This is a genomic window from Niveispirillum lacus, assembly GCF_002251795.1.
GTDB lineage: Bacteria > Pseudomonadota > Alphaproteobacteria > Azospirillales > Azospirillaceae > Niveispirillum > Niveispirillum lacus.
In genome coordinates this window covers 133620-159638 of sequence record NZ_NOXU01000025.1, presented here as the reverse complement: position 1 = coordinate 159638, position 26019 = coordinate 133620, and the positions used below count along the sequence as shown (strand labels likewise).

At 61.8% G+C, this 26019-nt stretch carries 26 protein-coding genes and 1 pseudogene; 16 read left to right on the top strand and 11 right to left on the bottom strand.

The features are described from left to right. The first annotated feature begins 21 nt into the window (after window positions 1–21). Together CHU95_RS07785 and fghA are read left to right on the top strand one after the other, a co-directional pair. Window positions 22–1131 (top strand): S-(hydroxymethyl)glutathione dehydrogenase/class III alcohol dehydrogenase, encoded by a 1110-nt coding sequence (locus tag CHU95_RS07785; RefSeq protein WP_094455409.1) that lies wholly within the window; start codon window positions 22–24, stop codon window positions 1129–1131. Between the two features lie 2 nt (window positions 1132–1133). After that, window positions 1134–1970, top strand: a complete 837-nt coding sequence (gene fghA / locus CHU95_RS07780) for an S-formylglutathione hydrolase (protein ID WP_207762418.1) — start codon at window positions 1134–1136, stop codon at window positions 1968–1970. On the opposite strand, the gene CHU95_RS07775 is transcribed toward fghA, so the two are convergent. Beyond that, window positions 1930–2841, bottom strand: a complete 912-nt coding sequence (locus tag CHU95_RS07775) for a LysR family transcriptional regulator (RefSeq protein ID WP_094455407.1) — start codon at window positions 2839–2841, stop codon at window positions 1930–1932. The two genes, fghA and CHU95_RS07775, sit on opposite strands and share 41 nt — an antisense overlap. A gap of 228 nt (window positions 2842–3069) precedes the next feature. Here CHU95_RS07775 and bla point away from each other — a divergent pair, with 228 nt between their 5' ends. From bla to CHU95_RS07760, 3 genes are all read left to right on the top strand, one after another. After that, window positions 3070–3834: a class A beta-lactamase gene (gene bla / locus CHU95_RS07770; protein WP_207762417.1), complete on the top strand. Its 765-nt coding sequence runs from the start codon at window positions 3070–3072 to the stop codon at window positions 3832–3834. 102 nt (window positions 3835–3936) lie between these two features. Further along, window positions 3937–5220 carry an ABC transporter substrate-binding protein gene (locus CHU95_RS07765; RefSeq protein ID WP_094455403.1) on the top strand — a complete coding sequence of 428 codons (1284 nt, stop codon included), beginning with the start codon at window positions 3937–3939 and terminating at the stop codon, window positions 5218–5220. Window positions 5221–5316: 96 nt separating this feature from the next. Further along, complete coding sequence (locus CHU95_RS07760) at window positions 5317–6405, top strand: glycoside hydrolase family 88/105 protein (RefSeq protein ID WP_165772081.1); 1089 nt, start codon at window positions 5317–5319, stop codon at window positions 6403–6405. Between the two features lie 85 nt (window positions 6406–6490). On the opposite strand, the gene CHU95_RS07755 is transcribed toward CHU95_RS07760, so the two are convergent. The 8 genes from CHU95_RS07755 to CHU95_RS07720 all read right to left on the bottom strand — a co-directional run bounded on the left by CHU95_RS07755 (window position 6491) and on the right by CHU95_RS07720 (window position 14341). Further along, complete coding sequence (locus CHU95_RS07755; RefSeq protein ID WP_245838033.1) at window positions 6491–7363, bottom strand: Wzz/FepE/Etk N-terminal domain-containing protein; 873 nt, start codon at window positions 7361–7363, stop codon at window positions 6491–6493. 82 nt (window positions 7364–7445) lie between these two features. Next, window positions 7446–8564: a glycosyltransferase family 4 protein gene (locus CHU95_RS07750; protein ID WP_094455397.1), complete on the bottom strand. Its 1119-nt coding sequence runs from the start codon at window positions 8562–8564 to the stop codon at window positions 7446–7448. A 3-nt stretch (window positions 8565–8567) separates the two neighbouring features. Further along, window positions 8568–9446 (bottom strand): dTDP-4-dehydrorhamnose reductase, encoded by an 879-nt coding sequence (gene rfbD, locus CHU95_RS07745; RefSeq protein ID WP_094455395.1) that lies wholly within the window; start codon window positions 9444–9446, stop codon window positions 8568–8570. A 28-nt stretch (window positions 9447–9474) separates the two neighbouring features. Continuing rightward, entirely contained in the window at window positions 9475–10359 is an 885-nt protein-coding gene (gene rfbA, locus CHU95_RS07740; RefSeq protein ID WP_094455393.1) for a glucose-1-phosphate thymidylyltransferase RfbA, read from the bottom strand. Next, window positions 10352–11416, bottom strand: coding sequence for a dTDP-glucose 4,6-dehydratase (gene rfbB, locus CHU95_RS07735; protein ID WP_094455481.1), 1065 nt, complete (start codon window positions 11414–11416; stop codon window positions 10352–10354). The genes rfbA and rfbB overlap by 8 nt, the downstream gene beginning before the upstream one ends. 28 nt (window positions 11417–11444) lie before the next feature. Further along, window positions 11445–11999 carry a dTDP-4-dehydrorhamnose 3,5-epimerase gene (rfbC, locus tag CHU95_RS07730; protein WP_094455391.1) on the bottom strand — a complete coding sequence of 185 codons (555 nt, stop codon included), beginning with the start codon at window positions 11997–11999 and terminating at the stop codon, window positions 11445–11447. 129 nt (window positions 12000–12128) lie between these two features. Continuing rightward, on the bottom strand, window positions 12129–13094 hold the full coding sequence (locus CHU95_RS07725; protein WP_165772079.1) for a glycosyltransferase family 2 protein: 966 nt from the start codon (window positions 13092–13094) through the stop codon (window positions 12129–12131). A 119-nt stretch (window positions 13095–13213) separates the two neighbouring features. After that, a complete protein-coding gene (locus tag CHU95_RS07720; protein ID WP_094455387.1) occupies window positions 13214–14341 on the bottom strand; it encodes a methyl-accepting chemotaxis protein in 1128 nt (375 codons plus the stop codon). A gap of 535 nt (window positions 14342–14876) precedes the next feature. On the opposite strand from CHU95_RS07720, the gene ccoG reads away from it, so the two are divergent. From ccoG to CHU95_RS22855, 11 genes and pseudogenes are all read left to right on the top strand, one after another. Continuing rightward, window positions 14877–16418, top strand: a complete 1542-nt coding sequence (ccoG, locus tag CHU95_RS07715) for a cytochrome c oxidase accessory protein CcoG (protein WP_094455385.1) — start codon at window positions 14877–14879, stop codon at window positions 16416–16418. Between the two features lie 3 nt (window positions 16419–16421). Beyond that, entirely contained in the window at window positions 16422–16901 is a 480-nt protein-coding gene (locus CHU95_RS07710; RefSeq protein WP_094455383.1) for a FixH family protein, read from the top strand. Next, window positions 16898–19429 (top strand): heavy metal translocating P-type ATPase, encoded by a 2532-nt coding sequence (locus CHU95_RS07705; protein ID WP_094455381.1) that lies wholly within the window; start codon window positions 16898–16900, stop codon window positions 19427–19429. Before CHU95_RS07710 ends, CHU95_RS07705 begins: the two co-directional genes overlap by 4 nt. Next, entirely contained in the window at window positions 19426–19617 is a 192-nt protein-coding gene (gene ccoS, locus CHU95_RS07700; RefSeq protein ID WP_094455379.1) for a cbb3-type cytochrome oxidase assembly protein CcoS, read from the top strand. The genes CHU95_RS07705 and ccoS overlap by 4 nt, the downstream gene beginning before the upstream one ends. Further along, window positions 19610–19789, top strand: a complete 180-nt coding sequence (locus CHU95_RS07695; RefSeq protein WP_094455377.1) for a hypothetical protein — start codon at window positions 19610–19612, stop codon at window positions 19787–19789. Before ccoS ends, CHU95_RS07695 begins: the two co-directional genes overlap by 8 nt. A 158-nt stretch (window positions 19790–19947) precedes the next feature. Next, the gene (locus tag CHU95_RS07690; protein WP_094455375.1) at window positions 19948–20598 is read left to right on the top strand and encodes a helix-turn-helix domain-containing protein; all 651 of its coding nucleotides are present in this window, start codon (window positions 19948–19950) and stop codon (window positions 20596–20598) included. Between the two features lie 98 nt (window positions 20599–20696). Then, entirely contained in the window at window positions 20697–21566 is an 870-nt protein-coding gene (locus CHU95_RS07685; RefSeq protein ID WP_094455373.1) for a ParB/RepB/Spo0J family partition protein, read from the top strand. Between the two features lie 103 nt (window positions 21567–21669). Next, window positions 21670–22179, top strand: a complete 510-nt coding sequence (locus CHU95_RS07680) for a GAF domain-containing protein (protein ID WP_094455371.1) — start codon at window positions 21670–21672, stop codon at window positions 22177–22179. A gap of 251 nt (window positions 22180–22430) precedes the next feature. Continuing rightward, window positions 22431–24149: an MFS transporter gene (locus tag CHU95_RS07670; RefSeq protein WP_094455367.1), complete on the top strand. Its 1719-nt coding sequence runs from the start codon at window positions 22431–22433 to the stop codon at window positions 24147–24149. A gap of 177 nt (window positions 24150–24326) precedes the next feature. After that, window positions 24327–24617: pseudogene (locus CHU95_RS22860) on the top strand (response regulator); the annotation flags it as partial. Between the two features lie 94 nt (window positions 24618–24711). Continuing rightward, a complete protein-coding gene (locus CHU95_RS22855; RefSeq protein ID WP_245837948.1) occupies window positions 24712–24996 on the top strand; it encodes a helix-turn-helix domain-containing protein in 285 nt (94 codons plus the stop codon). 47 nt (window positions 24997–25043) lie between these two features. Here the strand turns inward: CHU95_RS22855 and CHU95_RS23130 are convergent, their stop codons facing one another. Together CHU95_RS23130 and CHU95_RS23125 are read right to left on the bottom strand one after the other, a co-directional pair. Further along, on the bottom strand, window positions 25044–25502 hold the full coding sequence (locus CHU95_RS23130; RefSeq protein ID WP_342744710.1) for an ABC transporter permease subunit: 459 nt from the start codon (window positions 25500–25502) through the stop codon (window positions 25044–25046). Next, window positions 25385–26017 carry an ABC transporter permease gene (locus tag CHU95_RS23125; protein ID WP_342744709.1) on the bottom strand — a complete coding sequence of 211 codons (633 nt, stop codon included), beginning with the start codon at window positions 26015–26017 and terminating at the stop codon, window positions 25385–25387. Before CHU95_RS23125 ends, CHU95_RS23130 begins: the two co-directional genes overlap by 118 nt. Window positions 26018–26019 lie beyond the last annotated feature (2 nt).

Here is a 26019-nt window from a genome sequence, read left to right as displayed (position 1 = left end):
AATGACCGGAACAGAACCGCTATGAAGACCCGCGCCGCCGTCGCTTTCGAGGCCAAGAAGCCGCTGGAGATCGTCGAACTGGACCTGGAAGGGCCCAAGCCGGGTGAGGTGCTGATCGAGATCATGGCGACGGGCATCTGCCACACCGATGCCTACACGCTGGACGGGTTCGACAGCGAAGGCATCTTCCCCTCCATCCTGGGCCATGAAGGGGCCGGCATCGTGCGGGAGGTGGGGGCAGGGGTCACCAGCCTGAAGCCGGGCGACCATGTCATTCCGCTGTACACCCCCGAATGCCGGCAGTGCAAAAGCTGCCTGTCGCGCAAGACCAACCTGTGTACTGCCATCCGCGCGACCCAGGGCAAGGGCCTGATGCCCGACGGCACCACGCGGTTCAGCTATAAGGGCCAGCCTATCTATCACTATATGGGCTGTTCCACTTTCTCCAACTTCACCGTCCTGCCGGAGATTGCGGTCGCCAAGATCCGCGAAGACGCGCCGTTCCAGTCCTCCTGCTATATTGGTTGCGGCGTCACTACGGGGGTGGGGGCCGTGACCAACACGGCCAAGGTGGAACCGGGTTCCAATGTCGTGGTGTTCGGCCTGGGCGGTATTGGCCTGAATGTCATCCAGGCGGCCCGCATGGTGGGCGCCGACAAGATCATCGGTGTCGACATCAATGACCGCAAGGCCGAATGGGGACAGCGCTTCGGCATGACCCATTTTGTGAACCCGCAGAAGATCCAGGGCGATATCGTCCAGCATCTGGTGGCATTGACGGAGGGGGGGGCCGATTACACGTTCGACTGCACCGGCAATACCCTGGTCATGCGACAGGCGCTGGAAGCGTGCCATCGCGGGTGGGGCGTGTCGGTGGTCATTGGCGTGGCAGAGGCCGGCAAGGAGATTTCGACGCGCCCGTTCCAACTGGTCACGGGCCGCGTGTGGAAAGGCTCGGCCTTTGGTGGTGCCCGCGGACGCACCGATGTGCCGAAGATCGTGGATTGGTACATGCAGGGCAAGATCGAGATCGACCCGATGATCACCCATGTCCTGACCCTGGAAGAGATCAACAAGGGCTTTGACCTGATGCATGCGGGTGAGAGCATCCGCAGCGTGGTGGTTTATTGACCATGACCCTGGAAACCGTCTCCACCACCCGGTCCCATGGCGGTGTGCAGGGCGTTTACCGCCATGCCTCGACATCCACCGGCACGCAAATGGTGTTCAGCGTCTTCACCCCGCCGCAGGCGGCCGACGGGGTGAAATGCCCCGTAATCTGGTACCTGTCGGGCCTGACCTGCACCCATGCCAATGCCACGGAGAAGGGAGAGTTTCGGCGCTGGGCGGCGGAACTGGGTCTGATCATCATCTGCCCCGATACCAGCCCGCGCGGCGAGGGCGTGGCCGATGATGCCGCCTGGGACCTAGGCCAGGGCGCAGGCTTTTATGTGGACGCCACCGAGGCGCCTTGGGCGCCGCATTTCCGTATGTGGTCTTATGTGACGGAAGAGTTGCCAGCCCTGGTGGCAGAGCATTTCCCCGTCGATCTGGAGCGCCAGGGCATCACCGGCCATTCCATGGGCGGGCATGGTGCGCTGACAGTGGCTTTGCGCCATCCCGACCGGTTCAAATCGATCTCAGCCTTCGCCCCCATTGTGGCGCCGTCGCAGGTACCCTGGGGTCAGAAGGCATTTCCGGCCTATCTGGGCAGCAATAAAGCCTTTTGGCGCCAGCATGACGCGGTGGCCTTGATCGAGGACGGGGCGTGGGTTGCTGAATTGCTGGTCGATCAGGGTACGGCGGATGGGTTCCTGGAGAACCAGTTGCGGCCGCATCTGCTGGCAGAGGCCTGTACCAAGGCTGGCATCCGCCTGACCCTGCGGATGCAGGAAGGGTACGACCATTCTTACTATTTCATTTCCAGCTTCATGGAAGATCACCTGCGCTGGCACGCGGCGCGTCTGTAAACCAGTTTCCGCATTGATCCGCCAGCCAGCCGGAAAAGGCGGTCAGGCCGCGGCCCGGCGGGCGTGATTTGGGCCAGACCAACCAGTAGCGGCCCAGGGTGATGGTGGTGGCAAAGGGCTGAACCAGCCTGCCCGCCGCCACCTCGCGGCTGAACATCATGACTGGGGCCAGGGCAACACCATGGCCCTGTAATGCCGCTTCCACCATGATCCAGGAACTGTCGAAGACAGGCCCGCGGAGGGGCGGGCAGGGTGTCTCGGCAGCGGCAAACCAGCGCGGCCATTCATCCGACCGGTAGGAGCGCAGAAGCCGTTCCCCTGCCAGATCGGACGGCGATTTCAGTCGCGCGGCCACCGATGGCAGGCAGAGCGGCGCCATTGGCGCCACCAGTAATGGCTGCACTTCCATCCCATGCCAGGCGCCGTCGCCAAACTTGATCGCGGCGTCCAGCCCCTCTGCCTGGATATCGACACGGTTATTGTTTGTGGACAGGCGCAGGTCCACGAAAGGGTTGGCTTCCTGAAACCCGTCGATGCGCGCCAGCAGCCACCCCGCTGCGAAGGTGCCCACCACGCCCACGGATAATGGTTCGGTCACCGGCCCGCCATCGAACCGGTGGAGGAGGCGGGCGATCTGATCGAAACTGTCGCGGACACCGGGCAACAGGGCCATGCCTTCATCTGTCAGCACCAGTCCGCGCGGCAGCCGTCGAAAAAGCTGTGCGCCCAGCCGTTCCTCCAGCCCCTTGACCTGGTGGCTGACCGCCGCCTGGGTCACGCAGAGCTCGATAGCGGCCCTGGTGAAAGACAGGTGCCGGGCAGAGGCCTCAAAGGCGCGCAGAGCATTCAGCGGAAGGTGGGGTCGGGTCATCTATGGCCTAGAATTTCTAATGCTTGGTGCGATTTATCACAGTTTGCCTGGAAGGGGCAGCCTGGATAGCCTGGGCATGCAATATGGGAGGAAACGATGCGTTCGCGGCGGCAATTTATTGGAAATATGGCATTTCTGGGTGCAATGGCCGGTACTGGTCTCGCGCTCCCCGGATGGGCGGGCCCTAATGTCCCGCCGCTGGAAGATATAAGCTCAGCTATCGGCAAATTGGAACGAGTGCGCGGCGGGCGGCTGGGTGTGGCGATGCTGGACATGCAGACCGGCGCCGCCGCCCAATGGCGGGGTAATGAGCGGTTTGCCCTGTGCAGCACGTTCAAGTTTCTCCTGGCGGCCTTCATTTTGTCACGGGTTGATGCGGGTGTTGAACAACTGGACCGAAAGGTGTTGTTTGACAAACATGAGTTGGTTTCCTGGTCCCCCCTGACTGAGCCGCATGTCGGCCAGGGCTTGCGCATCGACGCGCTGTGCGAGGCGATCATGATTCAGTCGGACAATACTGGTGCGAATGTCCTGATGCGGGAAAGCGGTGGGCCTGCGGCCTTGACCGCTTTCCTGCGCCAGATTGGTGATCGGGTGACGCGCATCGACCGGATCGAACCCGACATGAACCTCGTCCCGACGGGGGAAGAGCGGGACACGACCACACCGCTATCCATGCTCAGCCTGCTGCGCACGCTTTTGATGGGCTCTGTCTTGAACCCGGACTCTCGTCAGCGTCTGACCGACTGGATGATCGACAACCGGACGGGTGACACCCGCCTGCGGGCCGGACTGCCGCGCGGGTGGCGTATCGGTGACAAGACGGGGTCCTATGGTGCCATGAATAATGACATCGCCATCCTGTGGCCCCCCGCCGGTGGACCCCTGTTGCTGACCAGCTATTACCAGAATGATACTGCCAATGCGCAGGAACGCAGCGCCGCCCATGCCGATCTGGCGGCGCTGGTTGCCCGCCGTTACGCCACGGCGTAATCGCGGTGCCGGCGATGGGTCAGGCCCTGGACCGGGTTTTCCCCATCCAGGAAATCGGTTACCAAAGGGGGCAACGATCTGGCCAAAGGGAGGGCCTTTGCGATGATCATCGCCAGACGGCTTCTTCTGGCTGCCGGCCTGCTGTTGCCCGTGCCGCTCGCAGTGGCGCGGGCGCCGGTACATCTGCGCATGTCCTGGTGGGGTGGCAATGACGTCCACCGGGCGCATCTGCGCGCCTTGGAACTGTTCGAGGCACGATATCCCCATATCAAGGTGACGGCGGAATATACGGGCTGGGTCGGGCATCTGGAGCGGTTGACCACCCAGATCGCCGGAGGCACCGCACCCGATGTGATGACCGTCAACTGGAATTGGCTCAAACTGTTTTCCCGCGACGGGGAAGGGTTCCTGAACCTGCAACAGCAGGCAGACATCATTGACCTGACCCAGTTCGACCATGACGCCATTTCCATGTCGTCGGTACGCGGCAAACTGAACGGTCTGCCGCCCAACATGACGGCGCGGCTGTTCTGGTTTAACAAGACCACCTTCGCCAAGGCGGGTTTGGCCGTACCAGACAGTTGGGATACGCTGATGGCGGCAGGGCCGATTTTCCGGGATCGGTTAGGCCCGGACTATTACCCGCTGGACATGAACTTCCAGGACACGGTGGCCCTGCTATACAGTTGGATGAGCCAGAAGACCCAGCAGGAATTCATTGACGAGGACGCCAAGCGCCTTGTGCCGGATCGCAACCTGCTGATCGAAGCGGCGCGGCTGTACCAGCAGTGGGTTGACAATCATGTGGTGCCGTCAGCACGCGAGCGGGCCAGTTTCGGGCATGTACAGTTGCAGGAGACTCGGCCCTGGATCACCGGTCGTTATGCCGGCATCTATCAATGGACCAGTTCTGTCGGCAAATATGTGGAGACGTTGGAGCCAGGTCAGAAAATGGTGCTGGCGCCCTATCCGCTTCTGCCCGGTGCGACTGATCCGGGCCTGCTGTACAAGCCAGCCATGTTGTATTCCATCAACCGTCATACGGATCACCCGCGTGAGGCGGCGCTGCTCTTGCAGTTTCTGCTGAATGATCCTGATGGTGTGCGGACCCTGGGCGCCCGGCGTGGGGTGCCGGCCAGCGCGGCGGCCCGCCGTATCCTGGAAGAGGATGGGCAGTTGACAGGGTTGGCCCTTGAGGGCCAGCGACAGATCGAAAGCCTGCCGCGCGGCATTGTCCTGTCTGGATATTATGAACATGCAAGGGTGCGTGATGGGTTCAATGACATATTGGAGAAACTTGGATATGGCATGCTGACGCCGGAGGAGGCGGGGCTGGCCATGGAACGAGAGATCAATAGCATCTTGCAAAGGGTGATCCGCCGATGATCCCCCTCGTCCGATTGTTGATGATGACACCGGTTTCCGGTTGGCGTATCAATGAAGATTGCCGCCGGTTCACCTGTCCCTGGTGCCAAACCCATCATGCATGATTTTCGCCATTTCGGACCGCAGGTCCTGCCGTTCCTGCGCTATTACCTGTCGGAATGGGTTTTCTTCAAGCCGACCTGGAATTATGAAGATGGCTGTGTCTTCAAGGGCTGCCTTGACCTTGCCGACGCGACGGGCCGGTCAGAATTTTCCGACTTCGTGCATGATAAGGTGGGGGCACGGGTCGATGAGGATGGCAGCATCGAAGGGTTCGATCCGACCGAATATAACATCGACAACGTGAAGCCGGCCAAGGTCTTCTTCCCGCTTTATGACCGTACGGGCGAAGAACGGTTCCGACGGGCCATCGAAACCCAGATCGCACAGCTTCGGACCCATCCGCGGACCCGATCCGGCAATTACTGGCATAAGCAGATCTATCCCTGGCAGGTCTGGCTGGATGGGCTGTACATGGCGCAGCCGTTGATTACGGCACAGGCGGTAGCGACCGGCGACCGCGATGCCTGGGAGGATGTTGTCCATCAGTTTACCCAGGTGCGGGACATCATGCGCGACCCGCGCACGGGACTTTATTACCATGGCTGGGATGAAAGCCGTCAGGAACTCTGGGCCGACCCGGTGACGGGCTGTTCCGCTTGTTTCTGGGGCCGGGCCATGGGCTGGTTCATGATGGCCATGGTGGATTGCATCGAACTGGCCGCGCCGTTCGACGGGCCCGGTCGCGCTGCGCTGATCGCCATGTTCCAGGATGCGGCCATCGCCTTGATGGCGGTGCGCAGTGCCCGCGGCCTGTGGTGGCAGGTGCTTGACCGTGGCGGAGAGCGGGGGAATTACGAAGAAACCTCTGCCAGTCTGATGATCGCCTATGCCCTGATGGCCGGGTCACGGTTAGGCTTGCTGCCGGCTGACCATGGGCGCGCGGGCGAGGCGGCATTGCGTACCGTGATCCGGGATTTTCTGACCGAAACGGAACTGGGCGGTATCTGCGGTGTGGCGGGGCTGGGTAACGCCCCGTACCGCGACGGCAGCTATGATTATTATCTGTCCGAACCGATGGTGTCTAATGATCCCAAGGGGGTCGGCGCCCTGATGATGGCCTTGGCCGAAGGGCTTCGCCGCTAGACGGGGCGGCGGTTGTCCCAGTGGCGGCCAGGGTCAGTGACGCCTGACATCGGCGTTGTGAAGCCGAAACACCCGAGGGCTGATATCAAACGATCCGGCCCCGATTGCGACGGTAGGTGTTGAACAACATCACACAGACCACCAGGAACCCCAATATGCCGCCGACCACCATCGAACCGGCCAGGGTCAGCAGCCGTCGCGGGGACGCTGGGCGGTCGCCGGCATGCATGCTTTCGATGATCCGATAGGAAAAAGGCTCATCCGTCTGGCTGGTCATCAACTCATGTTCGACCTCCAGCAGGTTCTTCACCAACGCGTCACGCTGGTAAGAATTGCTGGTCTGTTCCAAGGAGCGTAGCAGCACCTCACGCTGGGCAGTTTTCGATTCCCGGACCTGCCGACGGATTATCGTGTCTGACAGGTCGAAAACCTGATTCAGCACCTTCTGCGCGAAGGCCGGGTCGGCGTGCAGCAAGGTGATTTCCGTGAAGGTCGTGTCTTCCAACGGCGCGTTGCGCAGCTTGTTTACCACCATCAGGGAGTCCAGCCGTTCGGAAATCTTGCTGGGCGTAACAGCCTCCCCCTCCTTGGGTTCGAGCAGGCGCTGCACCATCTCCTTGTCGGCTGCCAGTTTGGCGGCGACATCATAGGATTTGAGCGTCTGCAAAAACTGCTTGTGCAGGGTGGACCCACCGCCATCACCCAGTGCAGACCCGAGGCCAAAGGGCAGGGCGGCCAAGCCGCCAGCCTTCGATGAATTGTTGGAAGAGGTCGGCGGGCCTACGGTGGCGGACGCTTTGTAAAGTGGTGTTGTCAGGAACAGGTAAAGCAGTGCGGCGCCCACGGCCAGCAGGATGGCGGCCAGGAACACGGTCCAGCGGCGCAGGAAAAAGATAACGATGTCGCCAATATAGATCACTTCCGCATCGGTGGCCTGGGGGCTGGTCTGGGCCTGCATCGTCACTTGTTTCCCTCCGGTCCTCGAATGACGCCGGTTGACTGTTCGGCGCGACCCTACGATCAATGAAGCCGCCTGTCCATCATGCCAACAAGGCATAAAGCGCGGCCGTTTCCGCCGCACAGCGCTCCCAGCCGAACTGACCGATGCGCGCGCGGCCGTGTGCGGCCAGCGCCGCCCGCCCGCTCTCGTCCCCGACATGCGTATCCAGCAGATGCACCGTGGCATCTATGTCGCTGGCGTCATAGGTCAGAGCGGCATCGCCCGCCACCTCCACCAGCGCCTCAGCCTCCTTTGCGATGGCGACCGGGCATCCGACAGCCATTGCTTCCAGTACGGGGAGACCGAAGCCCTCACAGCGTGACGGATAGATGAACAGTTCTGCATCACGATAGGCCCGCATCATGGTGGCATCGTCGCCGCCCATCCAGGTGACATGATCCGTGATGCCCGCCGCGGCCAGCAGCGCATGGTCCGCCGGCGAGAAATCTCCCCCCCCAAAACAGAGCAGATGCACACCGCGCGCGGGCAACACGCTACGGGCATAGCCTTGTACGAAACGGGCGAAGTTCTTGTATCCCCCCCGCCGACCCACGAACAGGATATAGGGTTTGCCGTCCAGCAGATGCTGACCATCATCGGGCGGCAGCGCGGGGGCGGTGAAACCATGATTGACCACGTGCACCCGGTCGGGCGGTAAGGACCAGAGGCGGCAAAGGTCCCGTTTGGTTGCCTCGGTTGGGGCAATGATCAGGTCGGCACGGTCGACAGCCCGCCGCTTGAGCCGGCTGTTGATGGCAAAGGAGCGCGCCTCACCAGGGAACATCTCCCACACCATGTCATGGACAGTGGTGATCAGGGGGCGGCGGCCAGGAACCAGGTCGAGCAAAGGATAATATGTGCGGTGGAAGATGCCGTCGGTGCGGGTCCGCGCCGTTGCCCATGCTTCATTCCGTAGTCGTAACAACTGGGCAGGCAGTCGGATGGGCGGTTCGTACCGGCCCCGTACCAAACCCCGTTCCTTTGCGGCGCTGGTGCTCTCCAGGGTTTTCAGGTGATGATTGCGGTGCCGTCCGGCCACGATTTCCACCACCTCGCCGCCATCGGACAAGGCCAGGGCCAGTTCGCAGAAATAACGCGAGATGCCGCCCACCATCTGGGAGGTGAAGATGTCATGGCTGAAGGTGATAGGCGGGTGCAAAGGTCAGCCCGCCGCCAGCAGCGTATCAACCGCTCGGTTCAGCCCCACCCGCCAGTCGGGTAGGGTGGCACCGGGCAGAGCCAGATAGCGGTCGCAAGCCAGAACAGAATTGGCCGGACGCCGGGCCGGGGTTGGATAGTCCGCGGTGGTGATCGGATGTACGATAGGAACGGGCCGCCCATGCCGGGCGGCACTGGCGAAAACCGCCTGGGCAAAACCATGCCAGGTGGTCGGTTCAGCACCCCCGAAATGGTAGAGGCCCTGAGCCATGCCATTCGCCACCAAGGGCGCCAACAGCAAGATGGCATCGGCAATGTCATGTGCGGCGGTCGGCCGCCCATGCTGGTCGGCTACAACCCGCAATTCCGGGCGGTCGGCACCCAGACGCAGCATAGTCCGCACAAAATTGGCGCCATAGGGGCTGAACACCCAGGACGTGCGCAGGATGGCATTCCGCGCGGGGCCCAGTTCAGCCATGGCCTGCTCACCCGCCAGTTTGGAGGCACCATATACACCCAACGGGCCGGTAACATCATTCTCCCGCCACGGCCGGTCACCGTCGCCGGCGAAAACATAGTCCGTGGAGACATGGATGAAGGGAATATCGCCATCACGCGCCGCCGCCGCGATGTGGCGCGTGCCGTCACGGTTGACGGCAAAGGCTTCCGTCGCATCGCTCTCTGCCTTGTCCACCGCCGTATAGGCGGCAGCATTGACGATCAGGTCGGGTGTGGAGCGACGCACCGCGTTGGCAACCGCCGAACCATCGGCGATGGACAGGCTCTCCCGACCCAGGCAGGTGACGTCATGACCGGCGGCGCTGCCTTGATCGCGCAGGGCGAGTGCTAATTGGCCCCCACGGCCGAATACCAGGACCTTCATCGCATGTTCCCGTTGTTGCAGCCGATGATCAGGCTCGTGCTTCGGCCAGGATCTTGATCAGATACTGGCCGTATTCATTTTTCAGCAACGGCTTGGCCAGCTTTTCCACCTGGTCCGCGGTGATCAGGCCGCGACGGAACGCGATCTCTTCTGGGCAGGCGATCTTCAGACCCTGACGGCGCTCCACTGTCTGCACAAAATGCGTGGCCTCCACCAAGCTGTCATGCGTACCCGTGTCCAGCCAGGCATAGCCCCGGCCCATCCGTTCGACCCGCAGCTTGTTCCGTTGCAGGTAGACATTGTTGACGTCGGTGATTTCAAGCTCGCCACGCGGCGAAGGCTTAATGGTGGCGGCGATGTCCAGAACCGAATTGTCGTAGAAATAGAGGCCGGTAACGGCATAGTTCGATTTCGGCGCCTTGGGCTTTTCTTCGATGCTGAGGGCATTGCCGTCACCGTCGAAACTGACCACGCCGTATCGTTCCGGGTCGTTGACATGATAGGCGAAGACGGTGGCACCGCTGTCGCGGCCATGGGCGTTGGCCAGCAGTTTTTCGAACCCGTCGCCGTAGAAAATATTGTCACCCAACACCAGGGCGGCCGGGTCATTGCCGACAAACCCCCGCCCGATGATGAAAGCCTGGGCCAGCCCGTCGGGGCTGGGCTGCACCGCATAAGACAGGTTCAGGCCCCACTGGCTGCCATCGCCTAACAGATGGCTGAATTGCGGCAGGTCGTGGGGCGTGCTGATCACCAGGATATCGGTAATGCCCGCCATCATCAGGGCCGACAGCGGATAATAGATCATCGGCTTGTCGTAGACCGGCAGCAGTTGCTTCGACACACCCATGGTGATGGGATAAAGCCGGGTACCGGAGCCGCCAGCCAGGATGATGCCCTTGCGGTTAGCCATTCTTTTTACCCTCTCCGCGGCGCTTGTGGGCTTCTTCCCGCAAGGGAGCCCACCACCATTCATTGTCCAGATACCAGCGAACCGTCCTCTCCAGGCCGGTTTCAAAACTTTCCTGCGGTTCCCAGCCGAGCTGCTGCCGAATCTTGGTGGCATCGATGGCATATCGATGGTCGTGTCCGGGACGGTCCTTAACGAAGGTGATCAGCGTGCGGCGTGGTTCTCCATCGGGACGCAGGTCATCCAGGATGTCGCAGATACGCTCCACGACCTCCAGATTGGTCTTTTCATTATTGCCGCCGATATTGAACCGTTCACCCACCGGCCCGCGCGTCAGCACCTCCCACAAAGCGCGGGCGTGATCCTCGACATAAAGCCAGTCACGGACATTGTCGCCCTTGCCATAGACAGGCAGCGGCCGACGCTCCAGGGCGTTCAGGATGACCAGCGGGATCAGCTTTTCCGGGAAGTGGAACGGCCCGTAATTGTTGGAACAATTGGTCAGGACGACAGGCAGCCCATAGGTATGGTGCCAAGCATCGACCAGATGATCGCTGGATGCCTTGGACGCCGAGTAGGGTGAACGCGGAGCATAAGGTGTGGTCTCGGTAAAGAACCCTTCATCGCCCAGCGACCCGAACACCTCATCTGTTGAGACATGGTGGAAGCGGAAATCGCCCTTCTTCTGTCCGTCCAGGCCCTGCCAATAGTCGCGTGCTGCCGACAGCAGCACGCCTGTACCCACGACATTGGTCTGGATAAAGGCGTCTGGACCGTCGATGGAGCGGTCGACATGGCTTTCGGCGGCCAGATGCACGATGGCGTCGGGTTGATACTTATCGAAAATTGCGTCAATGGCGGGGCGGTCGCAGATATCAGCCTGCTCGAAATGATAGAGCGGGCTGTTTTGCACTATCCGCACATTCTCCAGATTGGCCGCATAGGTCAGCTTGTCGATATTGACGACGGCGCAGCCCTTTTCGCCCACCGCATGGCGGATGAAGGCGGAACCGATGAAGCCGGCGCCCCCGGTGACAAGGATCATTTTGGGGGAAAGCATGGTCATTCCAGGACTCTTGTCAGCGGGTTCAGAAAATCGGCGGCAGATCGCGCAGGCGTGGCAGTTTGCTGTCCTTGTCGGACAGGATCAGCTTGTCCGCCGGGAAGGGCCAAGCGATCCCTAGATCGGGATCGTTCCAGATGATGCCGCCATCATCGGCGGGGCTGTAATAGTCAGTCACCTTGTAGACAAATTCCGTATCCGGAACCAGCGTGCAGAAGGCGTGTGCAAAGCCCGCTGGTATCCACAATTGTTCGCCCCCTTCGGCGGTTAGCTCCACAGCGACATGCCGGCCGAAGGTGGCGGAAGCGCGACGCATATCGACAGCGACATCCAGAACCGCCCCGCGCACCACCCGCACCAGCTTGCCCTGTGCGGTTGGCGGACGCTGAAAATGTAGGCCGCGCAGCGTGCCGACATCCCGCGAGAGGGAATGGTTGTCCTGCACAAAATCCACATCCACGCCGACCATCTCCTTAAAGCGGCGGCGGCTGTATGTTTCGGCGAAATAACCACGATGGTCACCGAACCGGGCCGGCTTCAGCAGGGCGAGGCCGTCGATATCGTATCTGGTCACTTGCATGGGATTCTATCCGGCGAAGGGGGCAAAGGAAGGGCATTGGCATCACACCGCCCGCCCCCTCGCCCCAGGGTACGGAAGTGAGACTGGCCGCTTTATGCACTGTCCGACCCGGACAGGCAACAGCAGGGCTCAACCCGGCCGCCGTACATCCTCGAACCGGATGGTCTGAAACCGCCAGAGAATACGCCAGAGCATGGGCAGTCGGTCTGCTTGACCCCGGCGTAGCCGGTTCAGCGCCGTCACACACAGGCCAGCAATAATGGTCGGCATGGCATACGGGAAATGCCGCCAAGTGATCCGCAGCCGATTGCGCAGATTATAGAAATCAGCCAGCCAGCTAATCTGGTCGCGATGCCCGCCCGTTGTGCCGCCTTCCTTGTGCAGCACCAGACTGTCCGGGGCATAGCCCAGATCGAACCGGTGGCGACCGCGCCGACAATAGTCAATTTCCTCGAAGTAAAGGAAAAAACTGTCATCCATCAGGCCGATCTGTTCCAGCCAGGCGCGCCGGATGAACATGGCGGCCCCGATGATGTAATCCAGGGGGGCGTTAGCAAAGGTTGCGGCTTCCGTGCGTGAGCGATTCCACCCCAAATGCTGCACAAGACCGGTCCAGCGATTATAGCGGGCGCCCCCCGCCCCCTGGATCAGGTCGGGCTGATGGGCGTAAAGCAGGGTGGAGCCGATCATGCCTTGCTGCGGATGGTCGGCTGCATGGCCCAGCAATGCCGCCAGGGCGCCCGGCTGCGGCAGCGTGTCATTATTCAAGATCCACGCGAACCCCATGTCCGGATCACGCATCGCCAGCCGCAGGCCAACATTATTGCCGCCGGCATAACCGTAATTACCGGCATTGCGGATCAGGTAGACGTCATGCTGTGGGGTCGTGGTGGCTACATCAGCTTCCGCCAGCTCGGCAAACCGGTCGCCAAAGCGCTCCCTCAATGCCGCCCGCAGGCGAGGTACCGAATCATCGCCAGAGGCATTGTCGCAGACGGCCAGTCGCCAGCGCCCACCTGTCAAGGTCCGCACCGCGTCGATGCAGCCGATCGTATCTTCCGCCCCGTTCCAGTTCAGAACGACGATCCAGGTCAAGGAGGGGTGCTCGGCAGCGCAGGGCATCAGGGACCGAAGATAGAATGGACAGGAGGTGCCCATTCTATCCGATGCGGGCATGGCCGGTGCCAAGTCTAAAAATGCCAGTCCAAACCGGGTCAGGCGTGACCGTGCCGCGCATTCCACGCAGCTTCAACCTCTGGTGGGCGTTGCAGGATCAATCCGTACCAGCCCAGCCCCTTGTAGGTCTCATAGCCAGGGGTCAGGGCAAAGGCTACCAGGGTACCGTCACCGGCCTGATAATAACCCATATCCTTGCCACCGGTCTGCAACGGGTAACGGCCAATCATCAGATACCGTTCGTCGCTGGCCGCGATTACACGGAAATTGCTGTCGACGATCAGGCATTTGGTCCGGTTTTCCAACCGTTCCTCTTCTGTCAGGCGGACCGATTTTACCACCGCCCCGGCCTGTGGTGCCCAATCAAAGAAGATGCCCAGCACCCCCAGGGGCGCCCCGTTTTCGGCCCCGCCCGCCCGGATGGCCGTGGCATAGATGGCCACCGGCTGACCGTTCAGCCCGTCATGCGGAGCGACATCAGCGACGCTGAATTCCGTGCCATCGCGTGTCGCCATGGCATCGCGGAACCAGCTTTCCTGGGCGACTGATCGACCTGCGACAGGGTACCGGTCGGCACGGCCATTGGCGATCACCTTCCCCTGTGCATCGGCGATCCAGATGTCGAGATAGACCGTGTAGGATTTCAGGATGGTGCCCATCCGTTGACCGGCATGGTCAGCCGTTACGGTACCGGGATGTTCTAACGCATCCACGACGGCGCTGTCGGTCGCCCACCACCGCACATCACAGGATCGTTCATAAAGGTTGCGGTCGATGATATCGATCATGTTCAGTGCAAGGTCTGCTAGACGCTGTCCACGCATGGACCCGACCAGCCCCTGCCCCAACTGGTGCAAACGGGTGGCGCTGCCGACGATTTCATCACGCATACGGTTCGCGGCAAGGTCAATCTCAGAAGAGATGTTTTGCACCTCCGCCGCGACCACACCGAAGCCAGCACCATGAATGCCGGCGCGCGCGGCCTCTATCTTGGCATTGAGCGCCAGGATCTTGGTCCGCCGGGTGATATCGCCAATGGCACTGGTGCGCACCGCCGACACTTCGGCGACTTCCTTTGCCAGTTCGATGATGGTTTCCGGTGACGCGTCGTGGTCGATTACGTTACCCGGATCGTTGGAGATGGGCAGTGTCAGTTGCTTTGGCATGCAGCTCACGGTTCATGACGTATGATTGCAGTTTATTGGATATAGCCGGCCTGTTATGCCCCTTGTTCGGTCGGCAACAAAAACAAACCCAAGCCATATCAATCAGTGACCTGAAACTATCACCGGAGACCCGGTGATGTGCAGTGAAATATGACAAAAAATTATACGATATACTTCTGGATAGTGACTGCTGCCGTGTGTTTCCCTTAATTGCCGCGATTTCATGCGGACGATGCACGTCTTGAGGGCAGTCATTGCCCAATAACAAGGCAGTGCTGGTGATCATGGCGATTGATCTTCTTTCAGCAATGTCTAATGCGACCGAAAGACGCGAACTACCCCGTGGTCTGCCGCGCCGGTCCGGTAGCCTGCGCAAACTTGGGGCCGGGCGCTGCCGTGCGTCGCTTTATCCTGCGACCAATCATCCTACCGTCATTTGATCTATCGCAAAGCGCCCCCTATCGCGCCGGCTTAGGGTGCAGCCAGGGTGGGTTGCCCACCGAACTGTTCATGATCGTTGCCAAGGGGTGCCCCGATGGCCGGGCCGGAGACATTGCTGGAGAAGGCCGCTGCGGCGGATGTGGCGCAGACGGCGTTTGAGGGTGCGCGTAAGTCGGCGGCAAAGCCGGCGACTGTCGCGGCCCCGCCGTCGCTTTATGCCGCGCGCGTCAAGGTGCAGCCTAAATCAGTGACGGGCAAGTACCGCACCATCAAATGGGCGGTGCTGATCTTCTGCCTCACGCTCTATTATCTAGCACCCTGGGTGCGGTGGGACCGGGGTCCGGACGCGCCAAGCCAGGCCCTGCTGATCGACATGGGCGCACCGCGCGCCTACCTGTTCGGAATCGAGATCTGGCCCCAGGAGGTTTACTTCATCACTGGCTTGCTCGTGTTGGGCGCGCTGGGTTTGTTTCTGGTCACGGCGTTGTTCGGGCGGCTCTGGTGTGGATATGCCTGCCCGCAGACTGTGTGGACCGACCTGTTCATGTTGGTTGAGCGCTGGATTGAAGGGGATCGTGGGGCCCGTATGCGCCTGGACAAGGCGCCAATCAGCGCAGAGAAGATCGTGAAACGGACGGCCAAACACACGGCCTGGCTGCTGATCGCCCTGGCGACAGGCGGGGCCTGGGCGCTGTATTTCAACGATGCGCCGACCTTTGTGGTGCAGTTCTTTACCGGTCAGGCGACGCTGGTCCAGTATTTCTTCGTGGGCCTGTTCACCACCACCACCTATGTCCTGGCCGGCTGGGCGCGTGAACAGGTCTGCACCTACATGTGTCCCTGGCCGCGTTTCCAGGCCGCCATGCTGGATGACCAGTCCATGGTCGTCACCTATGAGCGTTGGCGTGGAGAGACACGCGGACCGCACAAGGCAGGCACCAGTTGGGACGGGCGCGGCGACTGTATCGATTGCGGTCAATGCGTGACCGTCTGCCCCACCGGGATTGATATCCGCGATGGGCTGCAACTGGAATGCATCGGTTGTGGCCTTTGCATCGACAGTTGCAACCAGATCATGGACAAGGTCGGGCGTCCGCGTGAATTGATCACCTTTGATACCGAGGCACGCCAGCAGGCCCGTGCCAAGGGCGGCCGCGCCCCATGGAAGATCGTGCGCCCGCGCACCATCATTTACGCCGGCCTGTTGGCCCTGGTTGGCGCCGTGATGCTGGCGGCCCTGCTGCTCCGGACGACGGTGGAAGTGAATGTGCTGCGCGATCGCGCGCCGCTGTTTGTGACATTGTCGGATGGCGGCGTGCGCAACGGCTATACCCTGAAGGTGCTGAACAAGCGCCGCGAGGCGGTGGATTTTCTGTTAAGCCTGAAAGGGCTGAAGGATGCACATCTGCTGGTTCAGGATGTCGGCGAAGCTGGCGGTGGTCAGTCGGTGATTCTGCCCGTCAAGTCCGACAAGGTCGCCACCTTCCGCGTCTTTGTGACGGCCCCGCCCGACCGGGCGCGGGATGAACGGGTGAAGATTGAATTTGTGCTGACCAACCCGGTGCGCGGGGAGGGCGACGCCTATGACGCGGTGTTTGTCGGCCCCCATCTCCGTAACCCTCACAACAGGGATTGAGCCATGGCCATGACCATCGATCAGCCGCGCAAAAGCAACTGGATTCCCTGGGTGTTTGTCGGAGCCATGCTGGTTGTCATCGCCGTCAATGCGGTGATGGTGACCTATGCGCTCAGCTCCTATTCCGGCCTTGCCGTGGAGAAACCCTATGAGCGGGGGGTGCGTTACAATGATGTGTTGGCCGCCCAGAAGGGACAGGATGCACTGGGCTGGCGTGTGTCGGTGAATGTCGAGGCCGGGCAGCTTGTCCTGCGTCTTCAGGACCGGAATGGACAGCCCCTGAATGATGTCGGCATTACCGGTCGACTGGAGCGGCCGGTCAGCAATGCTGCCCCGCTGCCATTGGACTTTGAAGCCACTGGCGATGGGCGATTCGTGGCTCGGCTGGATGCGCCTTATCCCGGTCAATGGGATGTGAAGGCGGCACTGCGCCATGGCGACGATCAGTACCTATTGGTGCAGCGCATCATGGTGCCCAAATGACATCCACCCCATCCCCTGCCATCAATCCTGTGCCTGATCACGGTGTTTGCCCGGGATGCGCCCATTGTGGGCAGGCGGTCGTGGCGGGGGAGCGTTTTTGCAGCCCGGCCTGCGCCGATGCTTATGGCCTGATCCATGATCTGGGTCTCGATGCCTATTATGCCCGACGCGACACGGCCGCACCCATTCCGCCAGCGCAAGACCCGGTACCACTGGACCTGTCGGCGGCGGTGGAGTTGTTGCCGGATGGGTCGTATTGTTTGCGCTTGGTGGTGGATGGGGTGACCTGTGGGGCCTGTGTCTGGCTCATCGAATGCGCGTTGCGGCGGGCGCCGGGGGTCACCGCCGCGCGGATGAACCTGACAACGCGCCGGTTGTTGGTGAACTGGCGGAACACCGACACCAGCACGGGCGCCACCGGCGTGGACGATGGTGGGGCCGGCATCGCGGAAAGGCTGGCCGGTATTGTTCGTCGCCTGGGCTATCGCCCGGCCGTGGCCGGGACGGAAGGGGCCGATGATCCCCAGAAGCAGGCAGAAAAGGAACTGGTGCGCGCCATGGCGGTGGCCGGATTCGGCATGATGAATATCATGCTGCTGTCTGTGTCCGTCTGGTCCGGCCATGCGGGCAGCATGGGGGAGGCGACGCGCACACTGATGCATTGGTTGTCGGCCTTGATCGCCGTCCCGATCGTGGCCTATGCGGGCCGCCCCTTTTTCCGGTCAGCCGTGAATGCGTTGCGCGCCGGACGGACAAATATGGATGTCCCCATTTCCCTGGGCGTGACGCTGGCCACCAGTGTCAGCTTGTGGGAAACGGCGCGGCACGGGGCGCATGCCTATTTCGATGGCGCTGTCATGCTGCTGTTTTTCCTGCTGGTCGGGCGGTTCCTGGATGCGCGTGCACGCGGCCGGGCACGGGGGGCTGCGGAACATCTTCTGGCCCTGGGCCGCGCTCCGGTGATGGTGTTGAACGATGCCGGCATGGCCGTACCCACAGCCCCCGCACAGGTGCCGGTGGGGGCCACAGTCATGGTCGCGGTGGGAGAGCGGATCGGGGTCGACGGGACCGTAGCCGATGGTGTGTCGGATATCGACACCTCGGTGGTCACCGGGGAAAGCCATCCCCAACCGGCCCGGCCCGGCGATCGCCTGTTTGCCGGCATGGTCAACCTGTCAGCGCCGCTGCGTCTGACGGTGTCTGCGCGGGGTGAAGGCACTCTTCTGGCTGAGATCGTGCGACTGATGGAAGCCGCCGAACAGGGACGGGCCCGTTATGTGGCCCTGGCCGACCGTGTGGCCCGTTCCTACACGCCCGTGGTGCATAGCGCCGCCTTGGCCACCTTCTTGGTCTGGGTCCTCTGGGTTGGGATCGCTTGGCAGGAGGCCTTGTTTATCGCCGTCGCCGTCCTGATCATCACCTGCCCCTGCGCCCTGGCCCTTGCGGTACCAGCGGTACAGGTTGTGGCGACGGGGCGGTTGATGCGCGGCGGCATTCTGTTGAAATCCGCGACTGCCCTGGAACGGTTGGCTAAGGTCGATACTATTGTCTTTGACAAGACCGGTACATTGACCTTGGGGCGTCCGGACCTTCTGCCCGATCCGGCCCGTGATGGTGCCGATTTGGATCTGGCGGCCCGCCTCGCCCGGTCCAGCCGCCACCCCCTGTCGCGGGCCATCGTACGGGCCGCTGGGCCGGGGCCCGTTGCCGACGGGGTGCGGGAGGTGCCAGGCGCCGGGCTGGAATGGCCGGGGCCGGACGGCATGGTCCGTTTGGGCCGTCGTGGGTTCGTCGGACCGGTCAGCGTACCCGGTGGCTTGATCGAAGGGCCTGAACTGTGGCTGTCCCGCCCTGGCCGTCAACCGGTGCGGTTCACCTTTGCCGACAGCCCGCGGGCTGACGCCCTGGCGGTGGTGGCTGATCTGCGCCGCAAAGGTTACAGACTGGCGCTGATTTCCGGCGATCGGGAACCGGTGGTGACCGCCATGGCCGTGCGGTTGGGCATCAGTAACAGCCATGCCGGGGTCGACCCCGCTGGCAAGGCTGCTGCCCTGGCAACCATGAAGGCCGAGGGTCGCCATGTGCTGATGGTCGGTGATGGGTTGAACGATGCAGCCGCCCTCTCGGCAGCCGATGTTTCAGCCTCTCCGGGCAGCGCGGTGGATGTGGCGCAGAATGCCGCCGACGCCGTGTTTCAGGGCGACCGACTGGCCCCGGTGGCAGAGTTGTTGGACGTGGCCCGTCGGGCTGACCGGTTGGTTCTGCAGAATCTGGGCTTTTCGCTTTTCTATAATCTGTGCGCTGTGCCCATTGCCATGCTGGGGCATGCCACCCCGCTGATTGCGGCCCTCGCCATGTCCAGTTCGTCGTTGGTGGTTCTGGGCAATGCGCTGCGCCTGTCGCGGCGGTCCTTGCATTTGGCGCCGGCGCCTGCCCCGGTCTTACACGCGCACGCCGACGCGGCCGCAAAAGTTGCCAATAGGGTTTCCGATCACCCGCGAACATCTCCAATGGAGGGGCGTCGATGACCAGCCTTTTGTTCCTGATCCCGATTGCGCTGGGTATGGGCCTGCTGGGTTTGGCGGCCTTCCTGTGGTCCGTGCGCAGCGGACAGTTTGAAGACCTGGACGGGGCTGGCGCCCGTGTCCTTTTTGACGACGGGCACCCTCTGCCGGTGCCCGCCTCGCAACCTGCTAAGGAGAAACATTGTGACTAATGTTGTTTTGCGTCTGGTCGGAATCGCCTTGGGTTTCCTGGGTCTTTTTCTGGCGGCCGGTGCACAGGACACAGGAATGTTTTTGGGTGGCATGCTGTTTTGCCTGTTCGGTGTGGCGCTGAATTTCTGGTTGATTGCCCAGGATTACCTGCCTAAGTCGCAGAGTGTGTGAGAGACAAGGTGGGGTGGCGGCGGTCGCCGCCCCCTCTGCCGGTGAATATAGTGCAACAGCACATCGTATTTTAATTAGCTTTACGCTTTTCCTGCTGTGCAGGAAGTCTGAAGCTAGTATAAACTCTATTTGGCATTCTGTTTCTCATTCCGGACAGCATGAACACACAGATCGTGGACACTGGTGATGTTTGTTGGCCGGATCTGTTGCGCATGGTGCGCGGCACCCGGTTCTGGACGATCGCCCAGATGGCGGCCCAACTGAACGTGTCGGTCTGCTCTTTGCGTAGTTGGGAGAATGGGGACGACCTTCCCGATTGCACTGTGCAGCGTCTGGTGCGTGACCTCTTGGGGCAGCCCGTGGAAGAGGCGCGCCTTTCCAGCATGATCAGGCAAAGCAAGGCCGGGCGTTATCTTTTTCGTTGTGACCGATCGCCGAAGGTCGGCGCCCCCAGCCGTATTCTGGAGCTGAGTGACGCGCTTGCCGCCGAACAGCCTTTTGGGCGTGATATCTTTTTTGCCCCGCGCACGCGGCAGCATGTTGAACTGACCGCGGAGGCCGACAGCCTGCTGAACAGTCAGGGCCGGTTCTATGGCGGCGAAATGGTGATGGCTACGATGCGCCTGATCTGGCTGCAATATGTACCGGGCGGCATGACGCTGCGTCATGCTTTGACCCGGTGGGTGCCGATGCATCTGCCTGACGGGACACCGGTCTGTCTTTATGAACGTCGGACCGTCACGCCCTCTACGTTTGCGGCCCTGCCCGAACAGCCGATTTTCACTCCTTTGGACAAGCTGCTGTCGTGATACGGTCGACCAGCGATGCCGCTGCCGCCCAGTGCTTGATGGCGTCGCTCAGGTTGGTGCCTCACCGCCTTGATTGACGCCGGGGAACGATTGTTCTAATGCCAGGGTATGTCCACCTGACCGACCCACCACGCGTGCAGACAACGCCCCCCCTTCCGGTACAAACCCTTGCCGACAGCGACGATGACCGCCAGTCACCGCGCGTTCTGACGCTGGCCCTGCAACAGTTGCGGCCCCGGCCGGACCAGCCACGCCGGCATTTCGACCTTGCCGCGCTGGACGAACTGGCAGCCAGCATGGCGCGCGTCGGCCTTTTGCATCCCCTGTTGGTGCGCCCGGCACCGGACGATGCTGAGATGTATGAGATTGTGTCCGGGGAGCGGCGTTGGCGGGCGGCCAGACGGCTGGACTGGGATTGGCTGCCGGCCCTGATCACTAGCGGCGATGTCGATGAAATCGCCCTGATCGAGAATTTGCAGCGCCAGGATCTGAACGCCCTGGAAGAGGCGGCGGCGCTGCAAAGGCTGATGGACAAACATCACTATACACAGGATGCGCTGGGCCGGGCCATCGGCCGCACACAGGGTCAGATCAGTTCCACCCTGCGTCTGCTGACCCTGCACCCCGACATTGTCAAAAGCTATCCACAGCATGAACGGCAGGTGTCGCGGTCGATGCTGGTGGAACTGGCGACTATTGATGATCCCGATCGTCAGATGGCCTTATGGGACCGGGCCTGTCAGGGGGCGTTGACGGTGCGTGCCATTCGGTCCGAGAAGGCCAGCCAGGCGCCGGCCAATGCCGCCACGGCAGGCCTGTCCACGGACAGGGTCACAGTGGCCTTGCGGCAGGTGGATCGCACAGTGACGGCCCTGGAACAGCTTAAGGTGGGGCCGGCTGGCCTGACCGACGGGCAGCGGGCGCATCTGGCGGCCCTGTCACGGCGCATCGCCGCCTTGATGGGCTGAATGCGATTTTCAAGCAACGGTGTTGCGTGGGCCGCCCTCACCATGAATAATCGTGTCGCTGCTGTAGGGATTGCCCCTGGGCGGTCTTGTGGCGGAGGCGTGCATGCGACATGTACGGGCAGCCCTGGCAGTGTTTCAGGGCCGGGCGGAAGATCTTTCGCCTGTGTTTGAAGCGGCCTGCCGGGATATTGTGGAAGATCTGGGTGTCAGCAGCGGCAGCGTCTGGTTCTTCGACAGAGATGGAACCGGCATTGAGTGCGCTGCCCTTTATGATGCCCGCGATGCACGCCTCTTGCGTGGTACGTTCCTGCGGTCGGCCGACAGTCCCCAGTATTTCCTGGCCTTGCAGCAGGAAGGAAGGGTGGTGGCGGATGATGCCCTGACCCATCCTGCGACAAGCTGCCTTCGGCCCTATCTGGCACAGCGTGATGTGCGCTCGCTGCTGGACCATGTCGTGTTCACCCAGGGCAAGCCGTTTGCGGTGATGTGCTGTGAGCAAGGCGGGCGTGTTCGGGAATGGTCGGAGGATGACGCTCTTTACCTGCGGCAGATGTCGATTTTGCTCGGTGTTGCGTTCGACCTCCATCGCGAAACGCGGCCTCATCGTCAATAGCGGGAGGGGGGCTGAATAGCCAGTGCGGTCGATCTGTGACTTATGTTGCGCCGCACCAATTTCGCAATGGTTTCAATCCTCTGGACCAAGGTCGAAGCGACCAAGGTCGGGGCTGCGTTAACCTTCCGTCTGTCCCATCGTCACATCCTCAGGATCGACCCGGACGCCCAACAAAAGGTCGCCCGGTGGGGCGGCACACATAAAGGCCGGGGCCGGTCCGTTTGACGCTATCTGCGCAAAAGGGAGGGCACATGGCTAATGTGGCAGTGGGCGGGGCGGAACCAGCCCCGATGACCAAGGAAGAGAAGAAGGTGATTTTCGCCTCTTCACTTGGCACCGTGTTCGAATGGTACGATTTCTACCTTTACGGTTCGCTGGCGGCGGTTATCGCCAAGCAGTTCTTCTCCGGCGTGAATGAAACGGCGGCGATGATTTTTGCCCTGCTGGCCTTTGCCGCCGGCTTCTTTGTGCGTCCCTTCGGTGCGCTGGTCTTTGGGCGGCTGGGGGATCTGATTGGTCGCAAATATACCTTCCTCGTCACCATCCTGATCATGGGTGCCTCGACCTTTGTCGTCGGTATCCTGCCCAATTACGCCACCATCGGCATTGCCGCCCCCATCATCCTGATTATCCTGCGTATGCTGCAGGGTCTGGCGCTGGGCGGTGAATATGGTGGTGCTGCGACCTATGTGGCCGAACATGCGCCGCATGGCCGCCGCGGCAATTACACGTCCTGGATTCAGACGACAGCGACCTTGGGTCTGTTCCTGTCGCTGTTGATCATTCTGGCTTGCCGCTCCTCCATGTCCGTGGAAGATTTCGAGAATTGGGGCTGGCGTATCCCGTTCCTGATCTCCATCGTGCTGCTGGGCATTTCCGTCTGGATCCGCCTGATGCTGAACGAAAGCCCGGCCTTCAAGAAGATGAAGGAAGAGGGCAAGCACTCCAAGGCGCCCCTGACCGAAGCCTTTGGCAACTGGAAGAACCTCAAGATCGTGATCCTGGCCCTGGTTGGTCTGGTCGCGGGTCAGGCGGTGGTCTGGTACACGGGTCAGTTCTATGCCCTGTTCTTCCTGACCTCGACCCTGAAGGTCGATGCCTATACGGCCAACCTGCTGATCGCCGCCGCCCTGCTGATCGGCACGCCCTTCTTCGTGGTGTTCGGCACCCTGGCTGACAAGATTGGCCGCAAGCCGATCATCATGGCCGGTCTGGTCCTGGCCATTGTCACCTACTTCCCCATCTTCAAGGGCATCACCCATTTCGCCAATCCGGAGTTGGAACAGGCTGTCGCCACCTCGCCGGTCGTGGTCATTGCCGATCCGGAAAGCTGTTCTTTCCAGTTCAATCCCGTCGGTACCTCCAAATTCACCAGCTCCTGCGATATCGCCAAGTCGGCGCTGGTGAAGAAGGGCGTGCCCTACTCTAACGAGGCGGCCCCCGCTGGCAGTCTGGCCGTGATCAAGGTCGGTGAGACCGTCATCACCGCCTATGATGGCGCCAGTGTTGCCACCAAGACGGAAGTGTCACTGCATGGCCCCGCCCACAGCAGTGCCGCCCCGGCTGATCCGAAGACCGCTGCCGCCGAATTCGACAAGAGCCTGGGCGACGCGTTGAAGGCCGCTGGTTATCCGGCAAAGGCCAACCCGGAGAAGATCAACAAGCCGATGGTCGTCGTTCTTCTGACCATCCTGGTGATCTATGTGACGCTGGTTTATGGCCCCATCGCCGCCATGCTGGTGGAGATGTTCCCGACCCGCATTCGCTACACCTCGATGTCGCTGCCCTACCATATCGGTAATGGCTGGTTTGGTGGGTTCCTGCCGGCGACCAGCCTGGCCATCGTCGCGGCAACCGGCGACATTTATTCCGGTCTCTGGTACCCGATCATTGTTGCGGCCGGCACGCTGGTCATCGGCCTGCTGTTCGTGAAAGAAACCAAGGATATCGACATCTACGCAGACGATTAATGGCCGTCGCGTCCTTGATGATTTCCCCTTGAAAACCTGGCGGGTGGTGAAGACCACCCGCCATATTCTTTTTTGTGAAATGCGGGCTTGCGTCCAGCGGCGGATGGGCATTGAATCGCCCTGTCAAAAAAGCGGCGAAACAGCCGCAGGCATGAATAACTGGGAGGGGCAAAGGGAATGTCGATCAGGGTTCTGGTGGCCGATGATCATCCGTTGATGCGCGCTGCCTTATGCCAATCTGTGGCGGGGACTCTGCCGGATCTCACCACGGTGGAGGCCGCCTGTTTTGCCGATGTCGAAGCGGCGCTGAAACGTGAATCCTCTATCGACACTATTCTGCTCGACCTGCATATGCCGGGTATGAATGGGCTGATCGGCTTGGCCCTGCTGCGCCATGAACATCCGACCATTCCCATCATTGTGGTGTCGGCGTCCGAAGATGCGGCCACCATTCACCGCGCCATGGAATATGGTGCTGCCGGCTTTGTGCCGAAATCCGCCCCCATCACCCACATCAGTGACGCTATCCGCGCTGTTCTGGACGGGGCCGTCTGGTTGCCCAGTGCCGGTTACCCCGGCCCATGCCCAGGCCCCCGTGGCCGATGCCGACATGGCCGCCCGTGTGGCGGGCTTGACGCCGCAGCAATTGCGGGTGCTGGGCGGCATTGCCGAGGGCAAGCTGAACAAGCAGATCGCGTACGAGATGGGCGTGGTGGAAACCACCGTGAAGGCGCATGTTACGGTGATCCTGCGCCGCCTGGGCGTGGTCAGTCGCACGCAGGCGGCGATTGTGGCAAGCAAGCTGGCCCTGGCGCCGGTGGCGGAGACCCAGGCGGAGGCGTCGTAAGCTAGGGGGAGGCAGAGCCTCGCCCTGCCTACGGTTGGGTGCCGCCTCTACCGGTCCTTCACATAAGGCCGTCCACTGGCCTTGGGCGGGATCGCCTTACCGACGAAGCCAGCCAGGAGCAGGACGGTCAGCAGGTAGGGCAAAGCCTCGATCAACTGTACCGGCACCTCGCCGATGCCGGGCAGGGCCACACCCTGCAACCGCGTCTGCAACGCATCGGCGAAGGCAAAAAGCAGACAGGCGAACAGGGTCGGCACCGGCTTCCACTTGCCCAGGATGAGGGCCGCCAAGGCCAGGAAGCCCTTGCCCGCCGTCATGTTGGTCTGGAACCCGGCCCCTTGGGCCGTGGACAGATAGGCGCCGGCGATGCCGCACAGCAGGCCCGCAATCAGGACGGCCTGATAGCGCAGTTTGGTGACGGAGATGCCGGCCCCGTATCCACGGCGGCGGGGTTTTCGCCCACAGCGCGCAGGCGCAGGCCGAAGCGGGTGCGATAGGCGATCCACCAGGTCAGGGGCACGATGCCCAGCGCCAGATAAACCAGGATGTTATGGCCGCTGATCAGCTCAACATAGAGGGGACCCAACAGGGGAACGCCCTGCAGGGCGTTGGCCAGGGGCAGGGTGATTTCACCAAAGCGGGCATCGGCCGGCAGGTTGGGGGTGCGCCCCCCCATCTGGAACCACGCATTGCCCAGTACCGCCGTCAGACCCAACGCGACGATGTTCAGCGCCACGCCGGACACGACCTGGTTGCCCCTATGCGTGATGCAGGCAAAGCCATGCAGCAGGGCCAGAAGCAGCGATGCCAGAATGCCGGCCCCTAAACCCATCCAGGCGGAACCATAGAGGGCGGCAGCGGCGGCAGACGCGAAGGCGGCGACCAGCATCTTGCCCTCCAGCCCGATATCGACCACGCCGGCCCGTTCCGAATAGAAGCCGGCCAATGCGGCCAGCAGCAAGGGCGTGGCAAGGCGGACCGTGCTGTCCAGCAGCGACAGGAGCGTCAGGAAGATGTCCATGG

What these genes read in the sequence shown, in the direction of transcription:
- CHU95_RS07785 (WP_094455409.1), top strand. Translation starts at nt 22, where the DNA reads ATGAAGACCCGCGCCGCCGTCGCTTTCGAGGCCAAGAAGCCGCTGGAG.
- CHU95_RS07690 (WP_094455375.1), top strand. Translation starts at nt 19,948, where the DNA reads ATGAACACACAGATCGTGGACACTGGTGATGTTTGTTGGCCGGATCTG.
- CHU95_RS07680 (WP_094455371.1), top strand. Translation starts at nt 21,670, where the DNA reads ATGCGACATGTACGGGCAGCCCTGGCAGTGTTTCAGGGCCGGGCGGAA.
- CHU95_RS23125 (WP_342744709.1), bottom strand. Translation starts at nt 26,017, where the DNA reads ATGGACATCTTCCTGACGCTCCTGTCGCTGCTGGACAGCACGGTCCGC.
- CHU95_RS07765 (WP_094455403.1), top strand. Translation starts at nt 3,937, where the DNA reads ATGATCATCGCCAGACGGCTTCTTCTGGCTGCCGGCCTGCTGTTGCCC.
- CHU95_RS07760 (WP_165772081.1), top strand. Translation starts at nt 5,317, where the DNA reads ATGCATGATTTTCGCCATTTCGGACCGCAGGTCCTGCCGTTCCTGCGC.
- rfbC (WP_094455391.1), bottom strand. Translation starts at nt 11,999, where the DNA reads ATGCAAGTGACCAGATACGATATCGACGGCCTCGCCCTGCTGAAGCCG.
- CHU95_RS07720 (WP_094455387.1), bottom strand. Translation starts at nt 14,341, where the DNA reads ATGCCAAAGCAACTGACACTGCCCATCTCCAACGATCCGGGTAACGTA.
- CHU95_RS07705 (WP_094455381.1), top strand. Translation starts at nt 16,898, where the DNA reads ATGACATCCACCCCATCCCCTGCCATCAATCCTGTGCCTGATCACGGT.
- rfbA (WP_094455393.1), bottom strand. Translation starts at nt 10,359, where the DNA reads ATGGCTAACCGCAAGGGCATCATCCTGGCTGGCGGCTCCGGTACCCGG.
- CHU95_RS07685 (WP_094455373.1), top strand. Translation starts at nt 20,697, where the DNA reads ATGCCAGGGTATGTCCACCTGACCGACCCACCACGCGTGCAGACAACG.
- CHU95_RS07670 (WP_094455367.1), top strand. Translation starts at nt 22,431, where the DNA reads ATGGCTAATGTGGCAGTGGGCGGGGCGGAACCAGCCCCGATGACCAAG.
- CHU95_RS07755 (WP_245838033.1), bottom strand. Translation starts at nt 7,363, where the DNA reads ATGCAGGCCCAGACCAGCCCCCAGGCCACCGATGCGGAAGTGATCTAT.
- ccoG (WP_094455385.1), top strand. Translation starts at nt 14,877, where the DNA reads ATGGCCGGGCCGGAGACATTGCTGGAGAAGGCCGCTGCGGCGGATGTG.
- rfbD (WP_094455395.1), bottom strand. Translation starts at nt 9,446, where the DNA reads ATGAAGGTCCTGGTATTCGGCCGTGGGGGCCAATTAGCACTCGCCCTG.
- fghA (WP_207762418.1), top strand. Translation starts at nt 1,134, where the DNA reads ATGACCCTGGAAACCGTCTCCACCACCCGGTCCCATGGCGGTGTGCAG.
- CHU95_RS07710 (WP_094455383.1), top strand. Translation starts at nt 16,422, where the DNA reads ATGGCCATGACCATCGATCAGCCGCGCAAAAGCAACTGGATTCCCTGG.
- rfbB (WP_094455481.1), bottom strand. Translation starts at nt 11,416, where the DNA reads ATGCTTTCCCCCAAAATGATCCTTGTCACCGGGGGCGCCGGCTTCATC.
- CHU95_RS07775 (WP_094455407.1), bottom strand. Translation starts at nt 2,841, where the DNA reads ATGACCCGACCCCACCTTCCGCTGAATGCTCTGCGCGCCTTTGAGGCC.
- ccoS (WP_094455379.1), top strand. Translation starts at nt 19,426, where the DNA reads ATGACCAGCCTTTTGTTCCTGATCCCGATTGCGCTGGGTATGGGCCTG.